The sequence below is a fragment of the Halolamina litorea genome (assembly GCF_026616205.1).
Taxonomy (GTDB): Archaea; Halobacteriota; Halobacteria; order Halobacteriales; family Haloferacaceae; genus Halolamina; species Halolamina litorea.
Genome location: NZ_JANHGR010000001.1, coordinates 356,113 through 373,046, shown reverse-complemented (window position 1 = coordinate 373,046; position 16,934 = coordinate 356,113). Strand labels below are relative to the sequence as shown.

Genomic DNA, 16,934 nt, shown 5'->3' with positions numbered 1-16,934 from the left:
GGGGCGGGACCTCGGTAGCCTCCCGCCCGTCCGTCTCAACCGAGCACCACGTCGAGCGTGAGCATCACGGCGGCGCCGACCATCAGGCCGAGCGAGGCGACCCGCTCGTTACCGTGCTCCTGCGTCGACGGAACGATGTCGTCGACGATGACGTAGAGCATTCCGCCAGCGGCGAACCCCATCGCGTAGGGCAGCAGCGGCGCGGCGACGACGACGGCCCACGCTCCAAGGAGTGCGAGCGGGACCTCGACGAGTCCGGCACGGATGCCGGCGATGGTGGCGTACCACCGGCGGCCGAGGCCGGCGTTGATCGCCGCGACCGAGACAGCGAGCCCTTCGGGGATGTTCTGGATCCCGATGGCGATCATCAGCGAGAGCCCCTCGGCCACGTCGCCGCCGCCGAAGCCGACGCCGACGGCGAGCGCCTCGGGCATGTTGTGGATGGTGATCGCCAAGGTGAACAGGAGGACCGACATGAGCCGGGCCTCGTTTTCGGGCGAGTCGTCGTCGGAGCCACCCCCCGTCAGCCGGGAGCTGACGAGGAAGCCCAGGTAGTGCGCCCAGCGGTCGCCGCTGTCGAGCAACAGCACGCCGAGGGCGAAACCGATTATCACGGGCGTGATCCCCGACAGTTCGACCGGGCCGAGTCCGACGGCTCGGTAGTCTGCGTCCGCGGCGAACTCGATCCCGGGGATGAGCAGGCTGGTGTAGCTCGCAGACACCATCACGCCGGCCGCGAAGCCGAGCGAGCCGTCGAGCCACTTCCGGGTCGGGTTCCGCCAGACCAGTACGATGGCGGCGCCGAGGGCGTTGAGCAACGCGATGAACAGCCCGCCGGCCAACCCCTGAACGACCGGATCGGTCCCGACGACGTCGACGAACGTCGACTGGACGCTCACAGCTCCCTCCGTCGTCGCCGGTACACCGTCACTCGTTCGAGAACGAGGTACATTACTCTACCTCGACTGAGGGCGACGGGTCACTCGTCGTCCCGGTCGACACCCATCCGCTCGTAGAACTCTTCGGGGGTGTCCTCGATGCGCTCGAAGTCGTCGAAGTAGTACTCGTGGTGGCGGACCACCTGCTCACAGATCCACGCCGAGAACTGCTCGTCGAAGCGCCAGGCCGAATCGGGCTGGCGGACCTCGAAGCGGTCGTCGGTGGCGAAAGCGACGTAGACGTGGTAGAACCCGAGGATCACGTCGGCGAACTCCCGGGCCTTGCCGCCGGTCTCGACGCGCTTCTCGGCGAGTTCCTCCTCGCCGTCGGGAGTCAGTTCGAAGTACTTCCGGTCGGGCTCGTCCTCGCGTTCGATCCGCTGGGCCCAGCCGTTGTCCTCGAACTTGTAGAGGATCGGGTAGACCGATCCGTAGGAGGGCTCCCAGTGGCCGCCGCTGATGTCGCCGATCTCTTTGAGGATCTCGTAGCCGTAGCGCGGTTTCTCCTCCAGGAGTTCGAGCACGATGTACGAGATGAGGCCTTTCGGTGGGCCGCTCTTCCGCATCGTACAGCGTACGGGGGGGACTCTCCGAAAGGGTTTCGGTCCCGCTGAAACGGGCTGAGAATGCGAGAATCGGGGTCGTTGGCGGCGGCGGCGGGGGGAGCGGCGAGCGACTCGACACGCAACGCCCAAGCCCCCCGGGTCCCGAACTGAACGTATGACCGAGCCGCCGCAGACCGACGAGGGATGGTTCGTCCTCCACGACTTCCGGAACGTCGACTGGGACGCCTGGCGCGACGCCCCCGAACGGGAGCGCGAGCGGGCGATCTCGGAGGGCGTGGAGTACCTGCAGGACCACGAGGCCGTCGTCGACGCCGACGAGGGGACCTCCGCGGTGTTCAGCGTCGTCGGCGACAAGGCCGACCTGCTGATCATGCACCTGCGACCGACCCTCGATCACCTCTCGACGGCCGAACGGCAGTTCGAGCGGACACCACTCGGGGCGGTGACCGAACAGGCGACCTCCTACGTCTCCGTGACGGAAGTATCGGGCTACGTCTCCGACGCCTACTTCGCCGAGGACGAGGAGGAGGTCGACGAGGGGCTCAAGCAGTACATCGAGGGGAAGATCAAGCCGGAGATCCCCGACGACGAGTACGTCTGCTTCTACCCGATGGACAAGCGCCGCGGCGAGGAGGTCAACTGGTACGACCTCCCCTTCGACGAGCGCGCCGACCTGATGAAGGGCCACGGCCAGACCGCCCGCAAGTGGGGCGGGAAGGTCGACCAGATCATCTCCTCCTCGCTCGGCTTCGACGACTTCGAGTGGGGCGTGACGCTGTTCGCCGGCGACGCCGTCGACATCAAGGACATCGTCTACGAACTCCGTTTCGACGACGCGACCTCGAAGTACGGCGAGTTCGGCTCCTTCTTCATCGGCCGACGCTTCCCGCCGACGGATCTGGGAGCGTACCTCAACGGCGAGACGGTCCCGACCGGGGAGGAGGGTGGTCACCACCACGGCGAGAGCGAGGGCCACCACCACGGCGAAGGTGGCGACGCTCACCACGATGGTGAGAGCCACCACGACGACGGCGACGCCGAGGACGAGGAGGACGAAGACGACATCCGTGGCGCGCTGGAGGACCTCGACATCTACGCCGGCCAGCCCCACGGCGAGGACGTCTACGCGACGGTGCTCTACAGCGAGGCCGACCCCGAGGAGATCAGCGAGGAGGTCGACGGCCTCCGCGGGAACTTCGAGCACTACGATACCCACGTCAAGACCGCCGTCTACGAGGGCTCCTACACCGACCGCGTCGCGGTCGTGAGCATTTGGGACACCGCCAGCGCCGCCGAGACGGCCGCAGGGTTCCTCTCGGACCTGCCGGGCGTCGTCTCTCGTGCGGGCGAGGAGTCCGGCTTCGGGACGATGGGGATGTTCTACACCGTCAAGCCCGACTCACGCGAGGACTTCGTCGAGAAGTTCGACACCGTCGGCGGCCTGCTGGAGGACATGGACGGCCACCAGGAGACCGACCTGATGGTCAACCGCGAGGACGAGAACGACATGTTCATCGCGAGCCAGTGGCGGGCCCGCGAGGACGCGATGGCGTTCTTCCGCTCGGACGCGTTCCGCAACACGGTCCAGTGGGGGCGTGACGTGCTCGCCGACCGGCCGCGACACGTCTTCCTGGCGTAGACACAGTACCGCGCGAACACGTCCATCGTTTTCTGAACGACCGGCGTCGTCGCCGACGCCGAAACCGCGGCGTCGCTCGGCACTGCTGTGGCGTCGAAAAACGCGTTTGCGGTCAGTCGACGACGTCGTAGCCGGTGTTCTCGATGCGGTTGGCGATAGTCTTCTCGAGCCCCGGCTCACCGTCGACGACGACCGACTCGGTGCCGGCGTCGGCATCGACCGACTCGACGCCGTCGAGGCCGCCGACGCGCTGTTCGATGATGGACTCACAGCTCCCACAGGTCATGCCCGTGACCCGCAGTTCGTACGTGGCCATTGGCCCAGCAACACCCGCGAGTGCCAAATAGATGCGACCCGACCGCGGGGAGGTGTTGCACGACGTGTGAACACCCGAACCCATATGCCCGCGCCAATCCACCGTCCACTATGACCAAACGCCACGCCTCGCTCCCGCCGGACGCCGAGGCAGGGGTTGACGCCTTCATCGAGGAGGTCGACGAGCGGCTCGCTTCCGAGGAGGAGACCTGCGACGTGGTACAGGACACCCTCGTCGACCTGTTCGGCGACCGCGAGGCCTACGAACGCTGGCAGGACGGCGGCGACGTGAGCCCGGCCGAACGCGTCCGCCTGCAGGGGTACGACCCCTGTAACGCCACACTGGAGTCGGAGTACTACGCCGAGAAGGACGAGGACCGCTTCCAGCGCTCGAAGCATCTCCAGTGGCTCTGGCGGCAGTTCGACGACACGCCGATGGCCGACAACGTCGCCTTCGCGCTGCGCTTCCGCCAGATGCTCGCCGAACACCTCTTCGACGAGGTGGGGGAGAACTGCCGCTTCTTCAAGGGGATCAGCTTCACCTACGGCCACAACATCAGCGTCGGCGACAACGTCGTCGTCCACGACGACGTCCACCTCGACGACCGCGGCGCGCTGGAGATCGGCGACCGGGTCTCGATTTCGGACTCCGCGCAGGTCCTGAGCCACGACCACGACATCGTCGACCAGACCGAGGTCGTGAACTACCGGACGATCATCGAGGACGACGTTCGCCTGACCTACGACACGCTGGTCCGCGCGGGCTCGAAGCTCGGCGAGAACTCCGTCGTCGGCGCCAAGGCCATCGTCGACGGCGACGTGCCGGCCCACCACGTCGCGGTCGGCCAGCCCGCCAAATCGGTGCGGGTCAAGCCGGGCTGGGAGTCGGTGGCGGCGCCGATGGAGGACCGCTTGGCGCGGAACAAGGAGGAGCGACGGATCGACTACGAGCTATCCGGCGATTTGGACGTGTTCGACGAGTTCCAGCGCGACCTGCAGCCGCCGGACGCGCAGTAAATCCGCCATGAACAGCCTCCGACGAGCGTACCGGTGGATCAAGGGCCGGGGGCAAAGCGGCTCCCGTTCCGGATTCGCCGTTCGCGTTGGCTTCGTGTCGGCTCTCGCCGTCCTCGCGTTTGGCGCGTTGACGAACGAGTCGACGATTACCGACGCGGTGGTGATGGGGACCTTGATGGCTGCCGCCTACTACTTCTTCGACCCGCAGGACACGGGCTGAATCGTTCGACCCGTTGTCGGTTTCGGTGCTACAGCCGGATATACGCCCAGCCAGCATCCTGCAGCCGCGTCAGTTCGCCGACTCCCGACGAGACGAACTCGACGCCCTCGCCGAAGTCACTCTCGCCAGCCTCGGCGCCCCGTGCAGCGTTCGAGCAGAGTTTGACAGTTGCGCCCATCTCGACCAGCACGTCGGTCGTCGCTCGGCAGTCCATCGCTGCGGCGTCGATGACCGTCGGTCGGTCGACGACGACCGCAACGGCCTCGATATCGACTGTTTCGTCGTCGAGGAGGTTCCGTACTTTCGCCTCGGCGGTGCGGTAGGCGTCGACGCCCGAGACGTGGAAAACAGTGTGCACGAAAGCGAGTACGCAATGGGGCACCTTCGTGTATTCGGTGTAAAGCGTCGGTAATGGCGATCGACGAAGCCATCCAGGAACCCCCAGTCCGCATCGATCGGTCGATCCAGAGGATGAGGTGCGCCCTGAGGACGGGGTCAACGACACCCGCGAACCTCGAAAACGGTGGGTTCGGTGACTCGTTCTGCGCGGCCGCCGACCGGCTTCAGGTGGGAGTCGCTCGCTAAACCTGTTCGGCGAGGGCCGCCACCGGGACTGGCGTGTATGCTCACAAGTGCGAGTCATACTCAGAATTCCCCTCGATATCACCTCAGCGGCTAGTCCCTGGTCGGCTCGCGGGTTTCATAATCGGATTCGGCCCCCGCAAGGGGTGTCCCTGTGGAATACGGGGAATCGAGTATGACTGATTTTGCTCACCGCATCGCTGTCGACGGCGTCGATCAGGTCGTCGATGGTCAAAACCGCCAAATTCGGTGGTTTCGTAGAGACACCGATGGAGTATCCGAACCGACTAATCGCAAGAGGGAAACCGATTATGGAGAGTCTCTACCCCACTAGAAGCCCGCTTCGGTCTCGACGGTGACGGCGTCGACGGGGCGAGAACGCTTTTAGCCGACGTTTTCAACCGATTCGGGGGTGCGACGGCGCCGAGTCATACTCAGTTTTTCTCCACAATACAGGGGGTACTTGCGGGGATTTGGACCGATTATGATGGCGCCACAGACCCGAAACAGGGGGCAGATATCTTCATAATCGGTTTCAGTCTGCGGGTTTGGGCTTTTCAGAACCGATTCTGTGTTTCTACTGCGTGCTGTCAGCTATCCGACTGTCGGCGGCAAAATCTCTGCGAACGTCAAGTCGCCTGGAGAGCAAACGCAAGGAGTGGGCAGCAGTGACTCCGGATTACTGAGAAGTGAAGACCATGAGCCGTCCGGGAAATCAACTACCCCATCCTACTTCGCTCACCCTGACGGGTTCGCTTTTGGAGGATGGGGCTTGTCCATGAACTCAGCTTCGAACCCGTTCGGGTGGGCGGTAAATCCGCCGCTCGGCGTCACCGTTCCAGACTTTAGGGCAAGCTGACTGTTGCCCGTCCGTCGAGACGACTGTTGGCCCTGACGGACATACCGCATACCGATATTCTTTGCCGCGTTGTAGTCCGCATTCGCTTCCGATTCGCACTCTACACACCGAAAGTCATCTCGAGACGGACGATTCTCATCCGCCGTGAATCCGCACTCGGCGCACCGCTTCGACGTGTACGCTGATCCAACTTGCTTCACCAAGATACCTTCCGCTTCGGCTTTGTACTCTACTTGCTCGTACAGCGTTCGGAACGCCCACTTGTGCCCCCACGACGCTCCCGTGCTGTCGCGGATGTGGGTTAGGTCCTCGAACGCTATCACGTCGCATTCGAATCGGAAAGCTTCCGCAACGATGGCGTTCGACGCTCGGTGTAGCACATCGCGAACGTAGCGGAGTTCACGGCCACTCGACTGTTCAAGCGTTCGGTGGGCGCTTCGTGTTCCGGTCTGTTGGAGTCCCGCACGTACCTTCTCGAACTCACGAAGGTTGTGGGTTAACTCCCGTCCGCTGAAGAAGGAGGCCGTACTGGTGACAGCGAGATTGTCTATACCGAGGTCAACCCCGAGAACCGTTCCGTCCTCGGCGGTGTTCCGCTCAGTATCGTTCTTAGGCCGGCGGAAGCCGATGTGCAGGAAGTAATCGCCGTCACGGGCGGTGAGCGTACTTTCCGTGACACCCCATTCATCAGAGTCGAAGTACTGCCGTTGGTACCCATCGTCGGAATCGGACAGAGCGAGATCGCATCGGACGCGACTCCCCGTTGTGGAGAGCGACACAGTGTCGTCGTCAAACAGCGTCATCGTCCGGGTGTCGTACTTCACCGTCGGTGCGGTGAACGTCGGCTTACTGACCTCCTTACCTTTGGATTGGCGTTCGAGACAGCCGGTGATGGCTTGTGCAGCCTGGTGAGTAGCGAGAACCGCGTGCTGACTACCGAGGTCGGTTTTGTCGCGTACGTCGTCGTAGGCGAGGGGCTGTACATCGCTTTTCGCGTTGCACTTACCCCACGCCATGTCCGTGGCGATTTGGCAACCCCGCTTCCAGTTGGAAATAGTCTCTTCGAGGGACTCGCACTGCTCGCCCGTCAGTTGGAGGCGAGTGATTGCTGTCCGACGCACGTAGTCGTCTGCCACAGTCTCATTGGGTGCGTGTTGCTACTTAGGTTTCTGCCCGAACGTACTGCTGCCTACTCACTCAGTAATTTAGGAGGGAAGACTCCGCATTACCGAATAAGTGGGAGTTTCACTTGTGCGAAAACCCGTGGTCGGGGCCCCGAAGGTGGGAGTGCGAGAGAAGGCAAAAAGTGCGCCGTCCGGGAATCGAACCCGGGCCGGTAGCTTGGGAAGCTACTGTCCTACCACTGGACCAACGGCGCGTGCCTGCGTCCTGACTGACGCCAGCCTCCGGTAAGTCGGTTTCGGAATCAACCACCCCGGCTGCGTCGACGGCGCCGGAACCGGACACGCGTCCATGTCCGTGGATTGGGGAGTGCCTATTTGCCTCCCGCGACAGAACCGTTGGACATGCCCGAAGACGTGCTGACGGAGAACGCACCGCTCGACATCCGCTTCTCGGAGGGGGAACTCGAAACCGTCCGTGAGGAGATCGTCTCGTTCATCCGCGAGACCGTCGACGCCGCCGGCGCCGAGGGGGCCGTGCTGGGCCTCTCGGGCGGGATCGACTCGACGTTGACCGCCTACCTCGCCGTGGAAGCGCTGGGCGAGGAGGGGCTCCACGGGCTCACGATGCCCGCACGGGTGAGCGACGACGACCTGATGAGCGACGCCGAAGCCGTCGCGGAGTCGTTGGGGATCACCTACGACCTGATCGAGATCGAACCCATCGCCGAACAGTTCGACAAGGCGTTCCCCGAGGGCGTTGAGGACACGACCGCCGCGGGCAACGTCCGAGTGCGCACGCGGGGCGTGCTCAACTACTACGTCGCCAACACCGAGAACCGGATCGTCCTCGGGACCGGGAACCGCAGCGAGGCGATGACGGGGTACTTCACGAAGTACGGCGATCAGGCCGTCGACTGCAACCCCATCGGCGACCTCTACAAACAGCAGGTCCGACAGCTCGCCGCCCACGTCGGCGTCCCCCACGAACTGGTGATGCAGACCCCGACCGCCGAAATGTGGGAAGACCAGACCGACGAGGAGGAGATGGGGCTGAACTACGACCACCTCGACGCCGTGCTCGCGCTCCACGTCGACGGCCCGCTGTCGAAGGCCGCGACGATCCGGTACGTCGACGGCATCACCGAGGACCACGTCGACCGCGTGGTCGAACTGGTCGAGGGCAGCGCCCACAAGCGCTCGATGCCGCCGGTGCCGGGGCTCTCGGTCAGGGAGTAACGCCAGTCGCGGCGAGAAAGAGCGGCGGCCTACCGGACCGGGTTCTCCGGGCCGCGGCCGAGGTACTCCGACGCGAACGCGTACACCGCCTCGGCGTCGTAGTCCTCCAGCACGAGTTGGTGGGTCCACGCGGTCAGGACGTAGTCACCGCGCGGGTCCTCGTTGGGGTTAGGGGCGACGATGATGCTCTGCCAGCGGCCGTCCTTCTGGCCGGCCCACGCACGGAGGCTGGCCTCGCTCTCGTCGGTCAGGTTCGCCTCGTCGTAGTAGATCACGACCGCACCGTGTTCGAGCGAGTGAACGAGCGGCGGGAGTTCGGGCATCTCCTCGTAGAACCCGGCGCTGATCGCGCCGCCCCAGTGGTCACCCGAGAGCGGCGGGATGCGCTCGTAGTTCGTCTCGCCGCGGGCGACGTGCTGGCGGCCGTTGTCCTCGAAGGTCTCGACCTGCGAGATCCACTCGTCGTCGCCGCGCTCGTTCAGCGGGTCGTCCTCGAGGCCGGTCGCCTGTTCGCCGGCGCTCCCGCTGCCGCTCAGGAAGAAAAACCAGATCGCGACGACCAGCACCACCAGTGCCGCGACTCCCGAAAGCAGGCCGGCGACCGGGACCCCGTCGCTCTCCCCTTCGGTTGCGGCGGCGACGCGTCGTTCGTCTATCGGCCCGAGCTCCCCGGCGTGTTCCGCGCCGAGGTGTTCGAGGTGGGCCTCCTCGTCGTCGAAGGCCGCCCCGCAGTACTCACACTCGACCATACGGTGGGTCGGCTCCGGTCGCCCATAACCCTTCGCTATCGGACGGTCGGCCGACACGAGCGCGCGTCGGAACGTGACCGGCGTTCGTGGCGCTCTCGGGGGCTTTCCAAAGGCCTTTGGCTCCGCCCCGGCTGTATCCAACACGATGGACGATGCCGCCGTGGCCCGCCGTTCGGCCCGGGACGCACTGGGGGAGATCGAGCCGGAGCCCCTCCGCGAGACACTCGACGAGCGGCTGGCGACGGCGTCGATGGCTCCCGGCGCGCTGACACTGTCGAGCGCCCGCGCGTTCGACGGACGGATCGACGTGCGGACGCTCGGCGAACTCGCCGCCGGCGTCCAACTCATCTACGAGGGACTCTCACTCACCCGCCAGTTGGCTCACGAGGAGCCGTGGGCGAGCGACCCCGATAGCGACATTGAGGCGGACCTCGCGGTCGTAGCCGCCGACGTGCTCGTCTCGCGTGGGTTCTCGCTGCTGGCCCGCACGCGGGCCGCCGAGCGCGCCGTCGAGACGGTTCGGACCTTCGGGAGAGACCAGACCGCCCGCGAGACCGCCGAGGACCCCGCCGACATCGACCGGAATCTCGAGGCCGACGTGTTCGAACTCGCGACCGTCGCCGGCGTCGCCGCCGCCGACGAGACGGCCTCCGAGGGGCTGCTGGCGTTCGTGGCCGACCTCGCACACTCCTACGAGGGTGCGCTCCCGCCGGCGACGGAGCTGCTCACGCAGCCAACGATCGACCGGCTCTCGCGGTTCGCCGACGACAGCGTCGAACCGGCAGCACGAGGCACGGGAACGGATCACTAACCCCGTAGCGAATCGAAACCCCTAAAGACGAATCCGCAGTAAAGAGGCATGCGCGCCTGGGTAGCTTAGCGGTAAAGCGCGTCCTTGGTAAGGACGAGAGCCCGGGTTCAAATCCCGGCCTAGGCTTGAAGCGTTTCCTTCACATCCCGTTTTTACCTTCCGTAGACACGGGAATACCGCCAATCAATTGGTCCGCGCGCGACCTGCGAGGTGGTGCGCGTGACCGGCTACGTCAAGCCGGCGCCCCACGAGTTCGCGGCGAACTACCTCTTCGACGCGAAGGGGTTGGCTCCGTTCTTCGCTGCTGACTCGCGAGTGAAGGCCGGTGGCGGCAGCCAGCGTGCCGAATTCCACGACCGGGGCGAGCGGTGGACGGTCACGCTGTACTACCAGGAGGGCAACGTCGTTCACCCCGGCCCCCGGCTTCCGACCGGCACGGAGTGGCGCCTCGACGAGATGCGCGAGTTCCGGTTGAAGGTCGGCCGGCACGGGGAGGAGGACCCGGTCGGAGAGCAGAGCTTCAACGTCCATATCACGCCCCGGTGGCAGGGGATGAAGGTCGAGAAACGTGACGGGTCGGTTTCCGAGTACTCGGTCCCGGACGGGATTCACGAGGCGGTCAACGTGAAGATTCAGGGGTCGAACATCGACTTCCACCGTTATCTGCCGCTCCTTCAGTCGGCTGCGTTGGCGGTCGGTATCCGAGCCGACTACTTCGAGGAACCGCACGAATACAGCAATATACAGGACGCTGAGCGGTACGTCCGCGTTCATCGGGACGCCAGTGGGCCGGTGCACGCGCGCGAAGGACCGATAGCGTCGATGGGCCACCTACTCGAATCCGACCGGCAAGGCTACCGGAAGGTCGTGCAGAACGACGACGACGATCACGGTCGGAACCTGCCCGGGTACTACCACACCGTCACACTCGGTCCTCGTCGTATCCGAGAGGCGTTCCCGGATCACTTGATCCCGAAGGAGGTCAAGCACTACTACGCGAGAGAAGCCCTCAATCAGGGCACCGACTCGCCTCTCGCCCATCCGAAGGTCGGTGCGTCGTACCAAGTCAGTCGGTGGGACGGGAAGCTGGGAGTTACCCCCGAAGAGTTGGCCCAGTTGGAGCGCGAACTCAACCAGACGGTCCTGTCCGTGCTCGCCGATGCTGGTCTCGACGTTGCCCCGTCGCGAGGGCCCGGTCCGTTCGTTCAGGACGCGTACTTCGAGGTCGAGACGACCGAGAGAGGACCCGACCCGATCGAGCTGGACATGACGCGCATCAAGAGCACTCAGGAGAGCGTCGTCATTCGGCACCTAGCCGACGGCCTCAGTCCGGTCCAGTGGGAGAGCCTACGGACGCTCGTGACCGACGGCGGTGTCGTTTCGCCGGCGGATATCGCAGACGAGCACGGCCGCCACGTTGAGAGCGTCAGACGGGCACTGCGCGGTATCGACGATCTCGTCGTCCGCGAGTACGCGAAGGTCAGCCTTCGGTCGAACTACGTCGCCGAACTGGTCCACGACGCTGTGCAGGAGGCAGAGGAAGCCGTCAAGCGGGCCGCAGAGACCGGGGCGAAGGCCATCCGGGCTGCCGAGAAAGGGATGAAAGAGACGATGAGCGTCTTCATCGCCTGGGCGGCACGCCACGGAATTGATGTCGACGACGCTCTGAATCAGCGCGAGGCGCGCATGAAGCTTCGAGTCCGTGAGCCCGGAAAGCAGACACGCCGAGGGATCAAAGAGGGGTTCCGTATCTGGAAAGAGGCTGGGCTCCCCGAAGAGCGCTTCCGAACGGCGCAGATTCAGTTCCGTAACGGCGGGATCGCGGACGCCTGGCGATATCTGAACACCGGATAGCGAGTCGGCTGGTGAGTGGCAACACTATCTGAGCACTCGTTTTGAGGGGAATTCTGCTCGTAATAGGCCGTTGAGCGGCTGGTCTTGTGCTCTCGAGACAGACGATCTTGGTCGTGCTTGATTGGCGTCTCACGGGAATTCAACCCGAGGGGTTTTGATTCCCGTTAGGGGTGTGCCTAAGGGCACGAAATCAAAATACTCCGCTCCGGTTTCCACCCACCTCCACTCGAAACGCGGGTAGACGATCCGGGTTGTCCGAGAGTTTTATCATGTTTCCTATCGGAATGGTCGACATATATGGGGGACTTAGCACTAGACATCGAGACGGCGAGCCCGTTTGAGGAACCCGGTCGTGACGATAACGACACCCGGTACTACGAATGGATTTCTGTCGGACTGGCCTACAGGGACGGGACACTCGAAGAGCCGGACACTACTGTCCTCTTCCGCCGTGGTGGGTGGGAAGCGAAGTACACGGTTGATCTATTCCACAGGATGATCGAGTGGTGCCACGGGAAGGACGTGGAACGGACGCTGACCTACAACGGCGCCTACTTCGACCTGAAGCATCTGATGAACTGGGCAGAAGAACTCGACCAATCTGGAGATGTGACCGGTCTCTCATCAGATCTGCAATCGGCACTCCCGAACCACATTGACCTTGCGAAGGCCGCCGCTGCACGTCACGAAGACGAACTTCAGGAAGACCAACCCGTACTTCCCGACTGGCTGGCGTACAAGCTTGAGGACATCGATAACGACAGTGTCTGGTACAACGACTACGATTTCCACGACGACTACTGGGACGGGTTAGGAATCGAGGACAAGTTCGTCAAAGGAGGACACGTGGGTCGGGTCCTCGGTGAAACGTACGTCGACGGCGTACAGGCCGGAATAGAAGAAACGAAGACACACAGAGAGCTTAAGCGACTCCTCTACGACTACAGCATCAGCGATATCGCCGACTTATTCGCCCTCTATGACTCACTCGGTGGTGAGCAGTTGGACCGTGAGTTCCACTATCCGATCGACGAAATCGATCGATGAGCGAGATAGCTGACCTACCGGACGACGATACCGAGATCGTCGACGAGGTAATGAGCGCCCACGGGTACGAGTCGCTCAAGGAGACCCAGCGGTTGGCCTTCGAGGACGGGATACTGGAGTCCGGAAACCATCTTCTGGTCGCAGAGACAGGGAACGGGAAAACTCTCTGTGCCGAGGCGGTCACGAAGAAACACCTAGACCGAGAAGGCCGTGTCGCGTATTTGGTTCCGTCGCGCCAGCTGGTTCGAGACAAGCGAGAGTCGATGCAGGAGTGGGGTAGCGACGAGTACCAGATCCATTCGGGGCCGGGTGCGTACCAGTCCGGCGACGTAATCGTCGCGACGTTCGATTCGTTCTACCGGGCAATTCTTCGGGACAAGGGTAGCGCTCGAAATCTCGATCTAGTGGTCCTCGACGACTTCCACGAGATATACGGCGGCTTTCGCGGCCCAGGTATCGAGAAAGCGATCGCCGCCGCGATGTATGAAGGAATCGAGCTCTTCTCGATGAGTGCCACTCTCGGGAACCCACAGGAACTCGCTGACTGGATGGACGCCGACCTTACGGTGAGTCCAGAAGGGCGTGAGATCGAAATTCAGGAGGAGGTAGTCAACGTCGGTCCCCAAGAGAAGAAAGACGCCCTGACCAGCTTCATCCGCTCAGAACGCGACAAAGCACCCTTCCTGGTCTTCAACTACGCCAAATCGTGGACAGAGTCCCGAGCGGAAGCAGTGGCGAAGACTCGAATATTCGCCGACGTCTCTAACCGGAATTTCTTGGAGGAAATGGAGCGAAAGAGCCAGGGAGAGTTGACCAGCACGCTCGAAGATCTGGCTCGGATGATGGACGCTGGGGTGGCGTTTCACCACAGCGATCTCCCGCAGGACGTGAAGGTGTGGATCGTCGACCTCTACGAAGAGGGGGAAATCAAGTGCCTATTCGCTACGACGACAATCGCCTACGGCTTCGATGCGCCGGTTCAGTCGGTCATCGTCGCCGACATCAAGCGAGGTCCGGAGTTCGTCGGAGTGTACGAGTACGTTCAGTGGATCGGCCGAGCAGCCAGACCGGGCTACGGCTACGACGAGGGCTACGCGTTCACTCTAACCGATGATCCAGCGGAGACGATCGAGCGGTACTTCGAACCCCACAGAGAACTGGAGCCAGTAACGACCCACATCGAGAACGACGAGCGCTTCCGGTGGCTTCTGCTGGAGCTGGTCACGACCGGCTGGGACACTCCCCACGAGATCGAGGCCTTCGTCAAAGAGATGCTGTACTGGCAGCAGATGAAACAGGTCGGTGCGTGGGGAAGGGAGCACTCCTCGAGAGACGAGCGGCTCAACGAGCGGCTCAGAGAAGCCGCCGACTGGCTCCTAGATCTAGAGTTCATCACCGAGAAGGACACGGCCCGACAGTTCCAACCGACTCCGCTCGGCGAGGGGACCATCGAATTTTCCTTCAACTCGTTCAGCAACGCGACGTTGGCGGCAATTCGAAGTTTCTACGACTGGCTCGAAGACCTGGGTACGGGAAACCTCACTCGGCTCAACCTCGTCTACCAGACAACCATCCTCGCCGACCGAAAAATCGACAGTAGCTGTTCTGACGAGCTGGAAGGCTTACTACAGGAGCACGAACTACCTGTCGACGAATACGGTATCACGGCCGGGATTCTCCGCTGGTACTGGGTCAAGAACCTCGATACTCGGGAGATCGAGAAACGGACGGACATCGACGGCGCGTACATTTCCTCTGATGCGAGGCGTGTCGCGGATACACTTGACGCGACGAAATACCTCATCGATGCCTCCCCGGAGATTCACCGACCGGAGTGGCTAAACATCATGACGTTCCGAATCGAGCGCGGCGTTCGTCGCGACGAAGTCCCGCTCGTCGAGAACATCAGAGGGGTAGGCCGCCACCGTGTTCGGAACCTTCGAGAGTATCTCGACCGACCCGATATTCCCGGAGTCGATCAGCTACCAGACGGATCCCTTTGGGAGAAGCTGACGGCTTTCTACGACGAACTGGATAACCCAGATTTCTTCGTGGATACGTTAGACGGAAACGTTCCAGGTATCGGGAAACGGACTGCAAACCGGATTGAGGAGTTCGTTAGTGATCAATCGGTTGAGGACGAATATCTGGAAACAGACGATGAAGGAGTGACTACGGTCAACGACGAGCCCGGTTCTGACGGCGGTTATACTAGGGGAACCAGCCTCGACGACTTTTCGTAGCCCCCGAAGTAGTGCTGCCACCACTCGGACAGGTGTGGGCAAATATGGGAAGTAGCTAAGTAGGTGTGGGTAGTAGACCGAAGATGTGAACGCCGACGAGATCAGCGAACACGGCGACGAGGTGAACGTCGCACCCGCTGGATGGGCGGGTGGCGAACTGGCCCACACCGGCGGGAATCTGTTTGCTCGCGAGTGGGTACATCCCGAGAAGGAGCTCCGTGTCGGGTACTCTATCGACGATCCCTCTGTCGTAGGTGCCGAAGAGGTGTCCTTCGAAGGAGATAGCGACGAGAAGAACCCGCGGATGTGGCGACGGGTCGGAGACGTGGAGAGTGAGCCCTGTGACGGAGAAGAGGACTGTCTCAAGACTGCTATCGAAATGATGGAGAGGCTCGGTGGCGACGAATGAAGGAAGCCGAAGATACCCGGGTAGTAATCCCCCGCGACATCGTGACGAAAAAGACCGACTCCCGTGGCAGGATTACACTTGGATCAGAGTACGCCGATGAAGAGGTGACCGTGGCCGTAATTGAAGTGTCGGAGTGACCCGTCTACGTTGAACCTCGCTTTCTGACTCAGATGTTGATCACGAAGTGAGAACTGCTGGGCTACTCTTTCGAATACATCACCCAAAGGTTAAGTTCAAACCTAGAGATTGACTGGCATGGGTGAAGTGAAAACTTCCTGTGAGGGCTGTTCCGGCGAGTTCAACCCCAAGAAGAATCCCGCGTCGAAGAGGGCCATAACTATCGCAGCCGCAGGGTCCGGGGCCGCCATCGGTTCTGGTTTCGGAATTGCGGGTGGTCCACTTGGTGCTATCGCAGGTACTGTTCCCGGAGGTATAGCCGGGGCAGCGGCAGGACACATGGTAGACAGCAAGTGGGTGACGTGCCCCCACTGCGGAGAAACTCAGACCGTCTAGCTGGGAACAGGCACATATCCGCAGTTTCCATCAAGCAACTCGCTTCCTAACTAGTGTGCCGTTCCACTGCACTTCACGAGATGTAATCCCACTCCTGTTAGCCGTTGAGCCTCCCGACAGAGCCCGATTTCTTAACTCACGGCGAGCAACTATACCGAGTGACGACCATGCGTCTCCCCAAGGCGGCTAGTGCGTTCCGTGACTCGCTGCTCCAGTGGGCGACCGAGAACGTCCGGGAGTACCCGTGGCGAGAGCAGGAACGGTCGCGCTACGAGGTGTTCGTCGCAGAGTTCTTTCTGACTCAGACGCCTGCGGACAACGTTGCAGACGTGTATCCGGAGTTCGTCGACCGGTACCCGTCCCTAGAGGCGATCGAGGAGGCCGACGAGGAAGATCTCGTGTCGGTGATCGATCCACTCGGCTTCCAGCGTATGCGTGCTCGGGCGTTGAAGTCGATCGCTAGGTCAGTAGACGATCTACCGGACACTACCGGGCAACTCCGAGAACTCGAACGAGTCGGTCCCTACGTCGCGAACGCGACTCTCTGTTTCGCAGACCGCTCCAAGCTCCCTATCTTGGACCGCAACGTCGAACGGGTTTACAGCCGCGTATTCGGCGATCGGTTCCCGGACAGCCGTTCAGATAGGGAGGATTTCTGTACCGAGATGCTGCCAGAGGACCCGGCCGACGTTAGACGGTACAATCTCGGACTGCTCGACTTCGGAGCGATCGTATGTACCAAAGAGAGCCCGAGGTTCGACGACTGCTTCGCCTCCGAGTACTGCGTCTACGCTACTAGTGGGTAGTGGACC

The 16,934-nt window shown here is 62.6% G+C and carries 18 protein-coding genes and 2 tRNA genes; 13 read left to right on the top strand and 7 right to left on the bottom strand.

From position 1 onward, the window contains the following. Positions 1–35 precede the first annotated feature (35 nt). Complete coding sequence (locus NO998_RS02020) at positions 36–899, bottom strand: ZIP family metal transporter (RefSeq protein ID WP_267645343.1); 864 nt, start codon at positions 897–899, stop codon at positions 36–38. Between the two features lie 80 nt (positions 900–979). Then, positions 980–1,504 (bottom strand): PadR family transcriptional regulator, encoded by a 525-nt coding sequence (locus NO998_RS02015; RefSeq protein WP_267645342.1) that lies wholly within the window; start codon positions 1,502–1,504, stop codon positions 980–982. Positions 1,505–1,658: 154 nt separating this feature from the next. Here NO998_RS02015 and NO998_RS02010 point away from each other — a divergent pair, with 154 nt between their 5' ends. Further along, entirely contained in the window at positions 1,659–3,143 is a 1,485-nt protein-coding gene (locus tag NO998_RS02010; protein ID WP_267645340.1) for a heme-binding protein, read from the top strand. A gap of 112 nt (positions 3,144–3,255) precedes the next feature. On the opposite strand, the gene NO998_RS02005 is transcribed toward NO998_RS02010, so the two are convergent. Further along, positions 3,256–3,459, bottom strand: coding sequence for a heavy-metal-associated domain-containing protein (locus NO998_RS02005; RefSeq protein ID WP_267645338.1), 204 nt, complete (start codon positions 3,457–3,459; stop codon positions 3,256–3,258). Positions 3,460–3,569: 110 nt separating this feature from the next. Between NO998_RS02005 and NO998_RS02000 the strand changes: the two genes are divergently transcribed. Further along, positions 3,570–4,475 (top strand): acyltransferase, encoded by a 906-nt coding sequence (locus NO998_RS02000; RefSeq protein WP_267645337.1) that lies wholly within the window; start codon positions 3,570–3,572, stop codon positions 4,473–4,475. Between the two features lie 7 nt (positions 4,476–4,482). Next, complete coding sequence (locus NO998_RS01995; protein WP_267645336.1) at positions 4,483–4,695, top strand: hypothetical protein; 213 nt, start codon at positions 4,483–4,485, stop codon at positions 4,693–4,695. 28 nt (positions 4,696–4,723) lie between these two features. Here NO998_RS01995 and NO998_RS01990 read toward each other — a convergent pair whose 3' ends face one another. After that, on the bottom strand, positions 4,724–5,053 hold the full coding sequence (locus tag NO998_RS01990; RefSeq protein WP_267645334.1) for a DsrE family protein: 330 nt from the start codon (positions 5,051–5,053) through the stop codon (positions 4,724–4,726). Between the two features lie 53 nt (positions 5,054–5,106). Here NO998_RS01990 and NO998_RS01985 point away from each other — a divergent pair, with 53 nt between their 5' ends. Beyond that, positions 5,107–5,280 (top strand): hypothetical protein, encoded by a 174-nt coding sequence (locus NO998_RS01985; protein WP_267645332.1) that lies wholly within the window; start codon positions 5,107–5,109, stop codon positions 5,278–5,280. A gap of 735 nt (positions 5,281–6,015) precedes the next feature. Here the strand turns inward: NO998_RS01985 and NO998_RS01980 are convergent. Next, positions 6,016–7,272 (bottom strand): RNA-guided endonuclease InsQ/TnpB family protein, encoded by a 1,257-nt coding sequence (locus NO998_RS01980; RefSeq protein ID WP_267645331.1) that lies wholly within the window; start codon positions 7,270–7,272, stop codon positions 6,016–6,018. Positions 7,273–7,443: 171 nt separating this feature from the next. Then, positions 7,444–7,514, bottom strand: a tRNA-Gly gene (locus NO998_RS01975). Between the two features lie 148 nt (positions 7,515–7,662). Here NO998_RS01975 and NO998_RS01970 point away from each other — a divergent pair. Continuing rightward, entirely contained in the window at positions 7,663–8,496 is an 834-nt protein-coding gene (locus tag NO998_RS01970) for an NAD+ synthase (protein WP_267645329.1), read from the top strand. A 29-nt stretch (positions 8,497–8,525) separates the two neighbouring features. On the opposite strand, the gene NO998_RS01965 is transcribed toward NO998_RS01970, so the two are convergent. Beyond that, complete coding sequence (locus NO998_RS01965; protein WP_267645328.1) at positions 8,526–9,245, bottom strand: thioredoxin-like domain-containing protein; 720 nt, start codon at positions 9,243–9,245, stop codon at positions 8,526–8,528. Positions 9,246–9,390: 145 nt separating this feature from the next. Between NO998_RS01965 and NO998_RS01960 the strand changes: the two genes are divergently transcribed. The 8 genes from NO998_RS01960 (at position 9,391) to NO998_RS01925 (ending at position 16,928) form a co-directional block, all read left to right on the top strand. After that, a complete protein-coding gene (locus NO998_RS01960; protein WP_267645327.1) occupies positions 9,391–10,056 on the top strand; it encodes a DUF7114 family protein in 666 nt (221 codons plus the stop codon). Between the two features lie 54 nt (positions 10,057–10,110). Continuing rightward, positions 10,111–10,182 (top strand) — tRNA-Thr (locus NO998_RS01955). A 93-nt stretch (positions 10,183–10,275) separates the two neighbouring features. Next, a complete protein-coding gene (locus NO998_RS01950; protein WP_267645326.1) occupies positions 10,276–11,910 on the top strand; it encodes a DUF7845 domain-containing protein in 1,635 nt (544 codons plus the stop codon). 297 nt (positions 11,911–12,207) lie between these two features. After that, positions 12,208–12,957 (top strand): 3'-5' exonuclease family protein, encoded by a 750-nt coding sequence (locus NO998_RS01945; RefSeq protein WP_267645325.1) that lies wholly within the window; start codon positions 12,208–12,210, stop codon positions 12,955–12,957. Beyond that, complete coding sequence (locus NO998_RS01940; protein WP_267645324.1) at positions 12,954–15,200, top strand: DEAD/DEAH box helicase; 2,247 nt, start codon at positions 12,954–12,956, stop codon at positions 15,198–15,200. Before NO998_RS01945 ends, NO998_RS01940 begins: the two co-directional genes overlap by 4 nt. An 85-nt stretch (positions 15,201–15,285) precedes the next feature. After that, positions 15,286–15,609 (top strand): hypothetical protein, encoded by a 324-nt coding sequence (locus NO998_RS01935; RefSeq protein ID WP_267645323.1) that lies wholly within the window; start codon positions 15,286–15,288, stop codon positions 15,607–15,609. Beyond that, a complete protein-coding gene (locus NO998_RS01930; RefSeq protein ID WP_267645321.1) occupies positions 15,606–15,746 on the top strand; it encodes a hypothetical protein in 141 nt (46 codons plus the stop codon). Before NO998_RS01935 ends, NO998_RS01930 begins: the two co-directional genes overlap by 4 nt. Before the next feature lie 543 nt (positions 15,747–16,289). Beyond that, positions 16,290–16,928 carry an HhH-GPD family protein gene (locus tag NO998_RS01925; protein ID WP_267645320.1) on the top strand — a complete coding sequence of 213 codons (639 nt, stop codon included), beginning with the start codon at positions 16,290–16,292 and terminating at the stop codon, positions 16,926–16,928. The last annotated feature ends 6 nt before the right edge of the window (positions 16,929–16,934 follow it).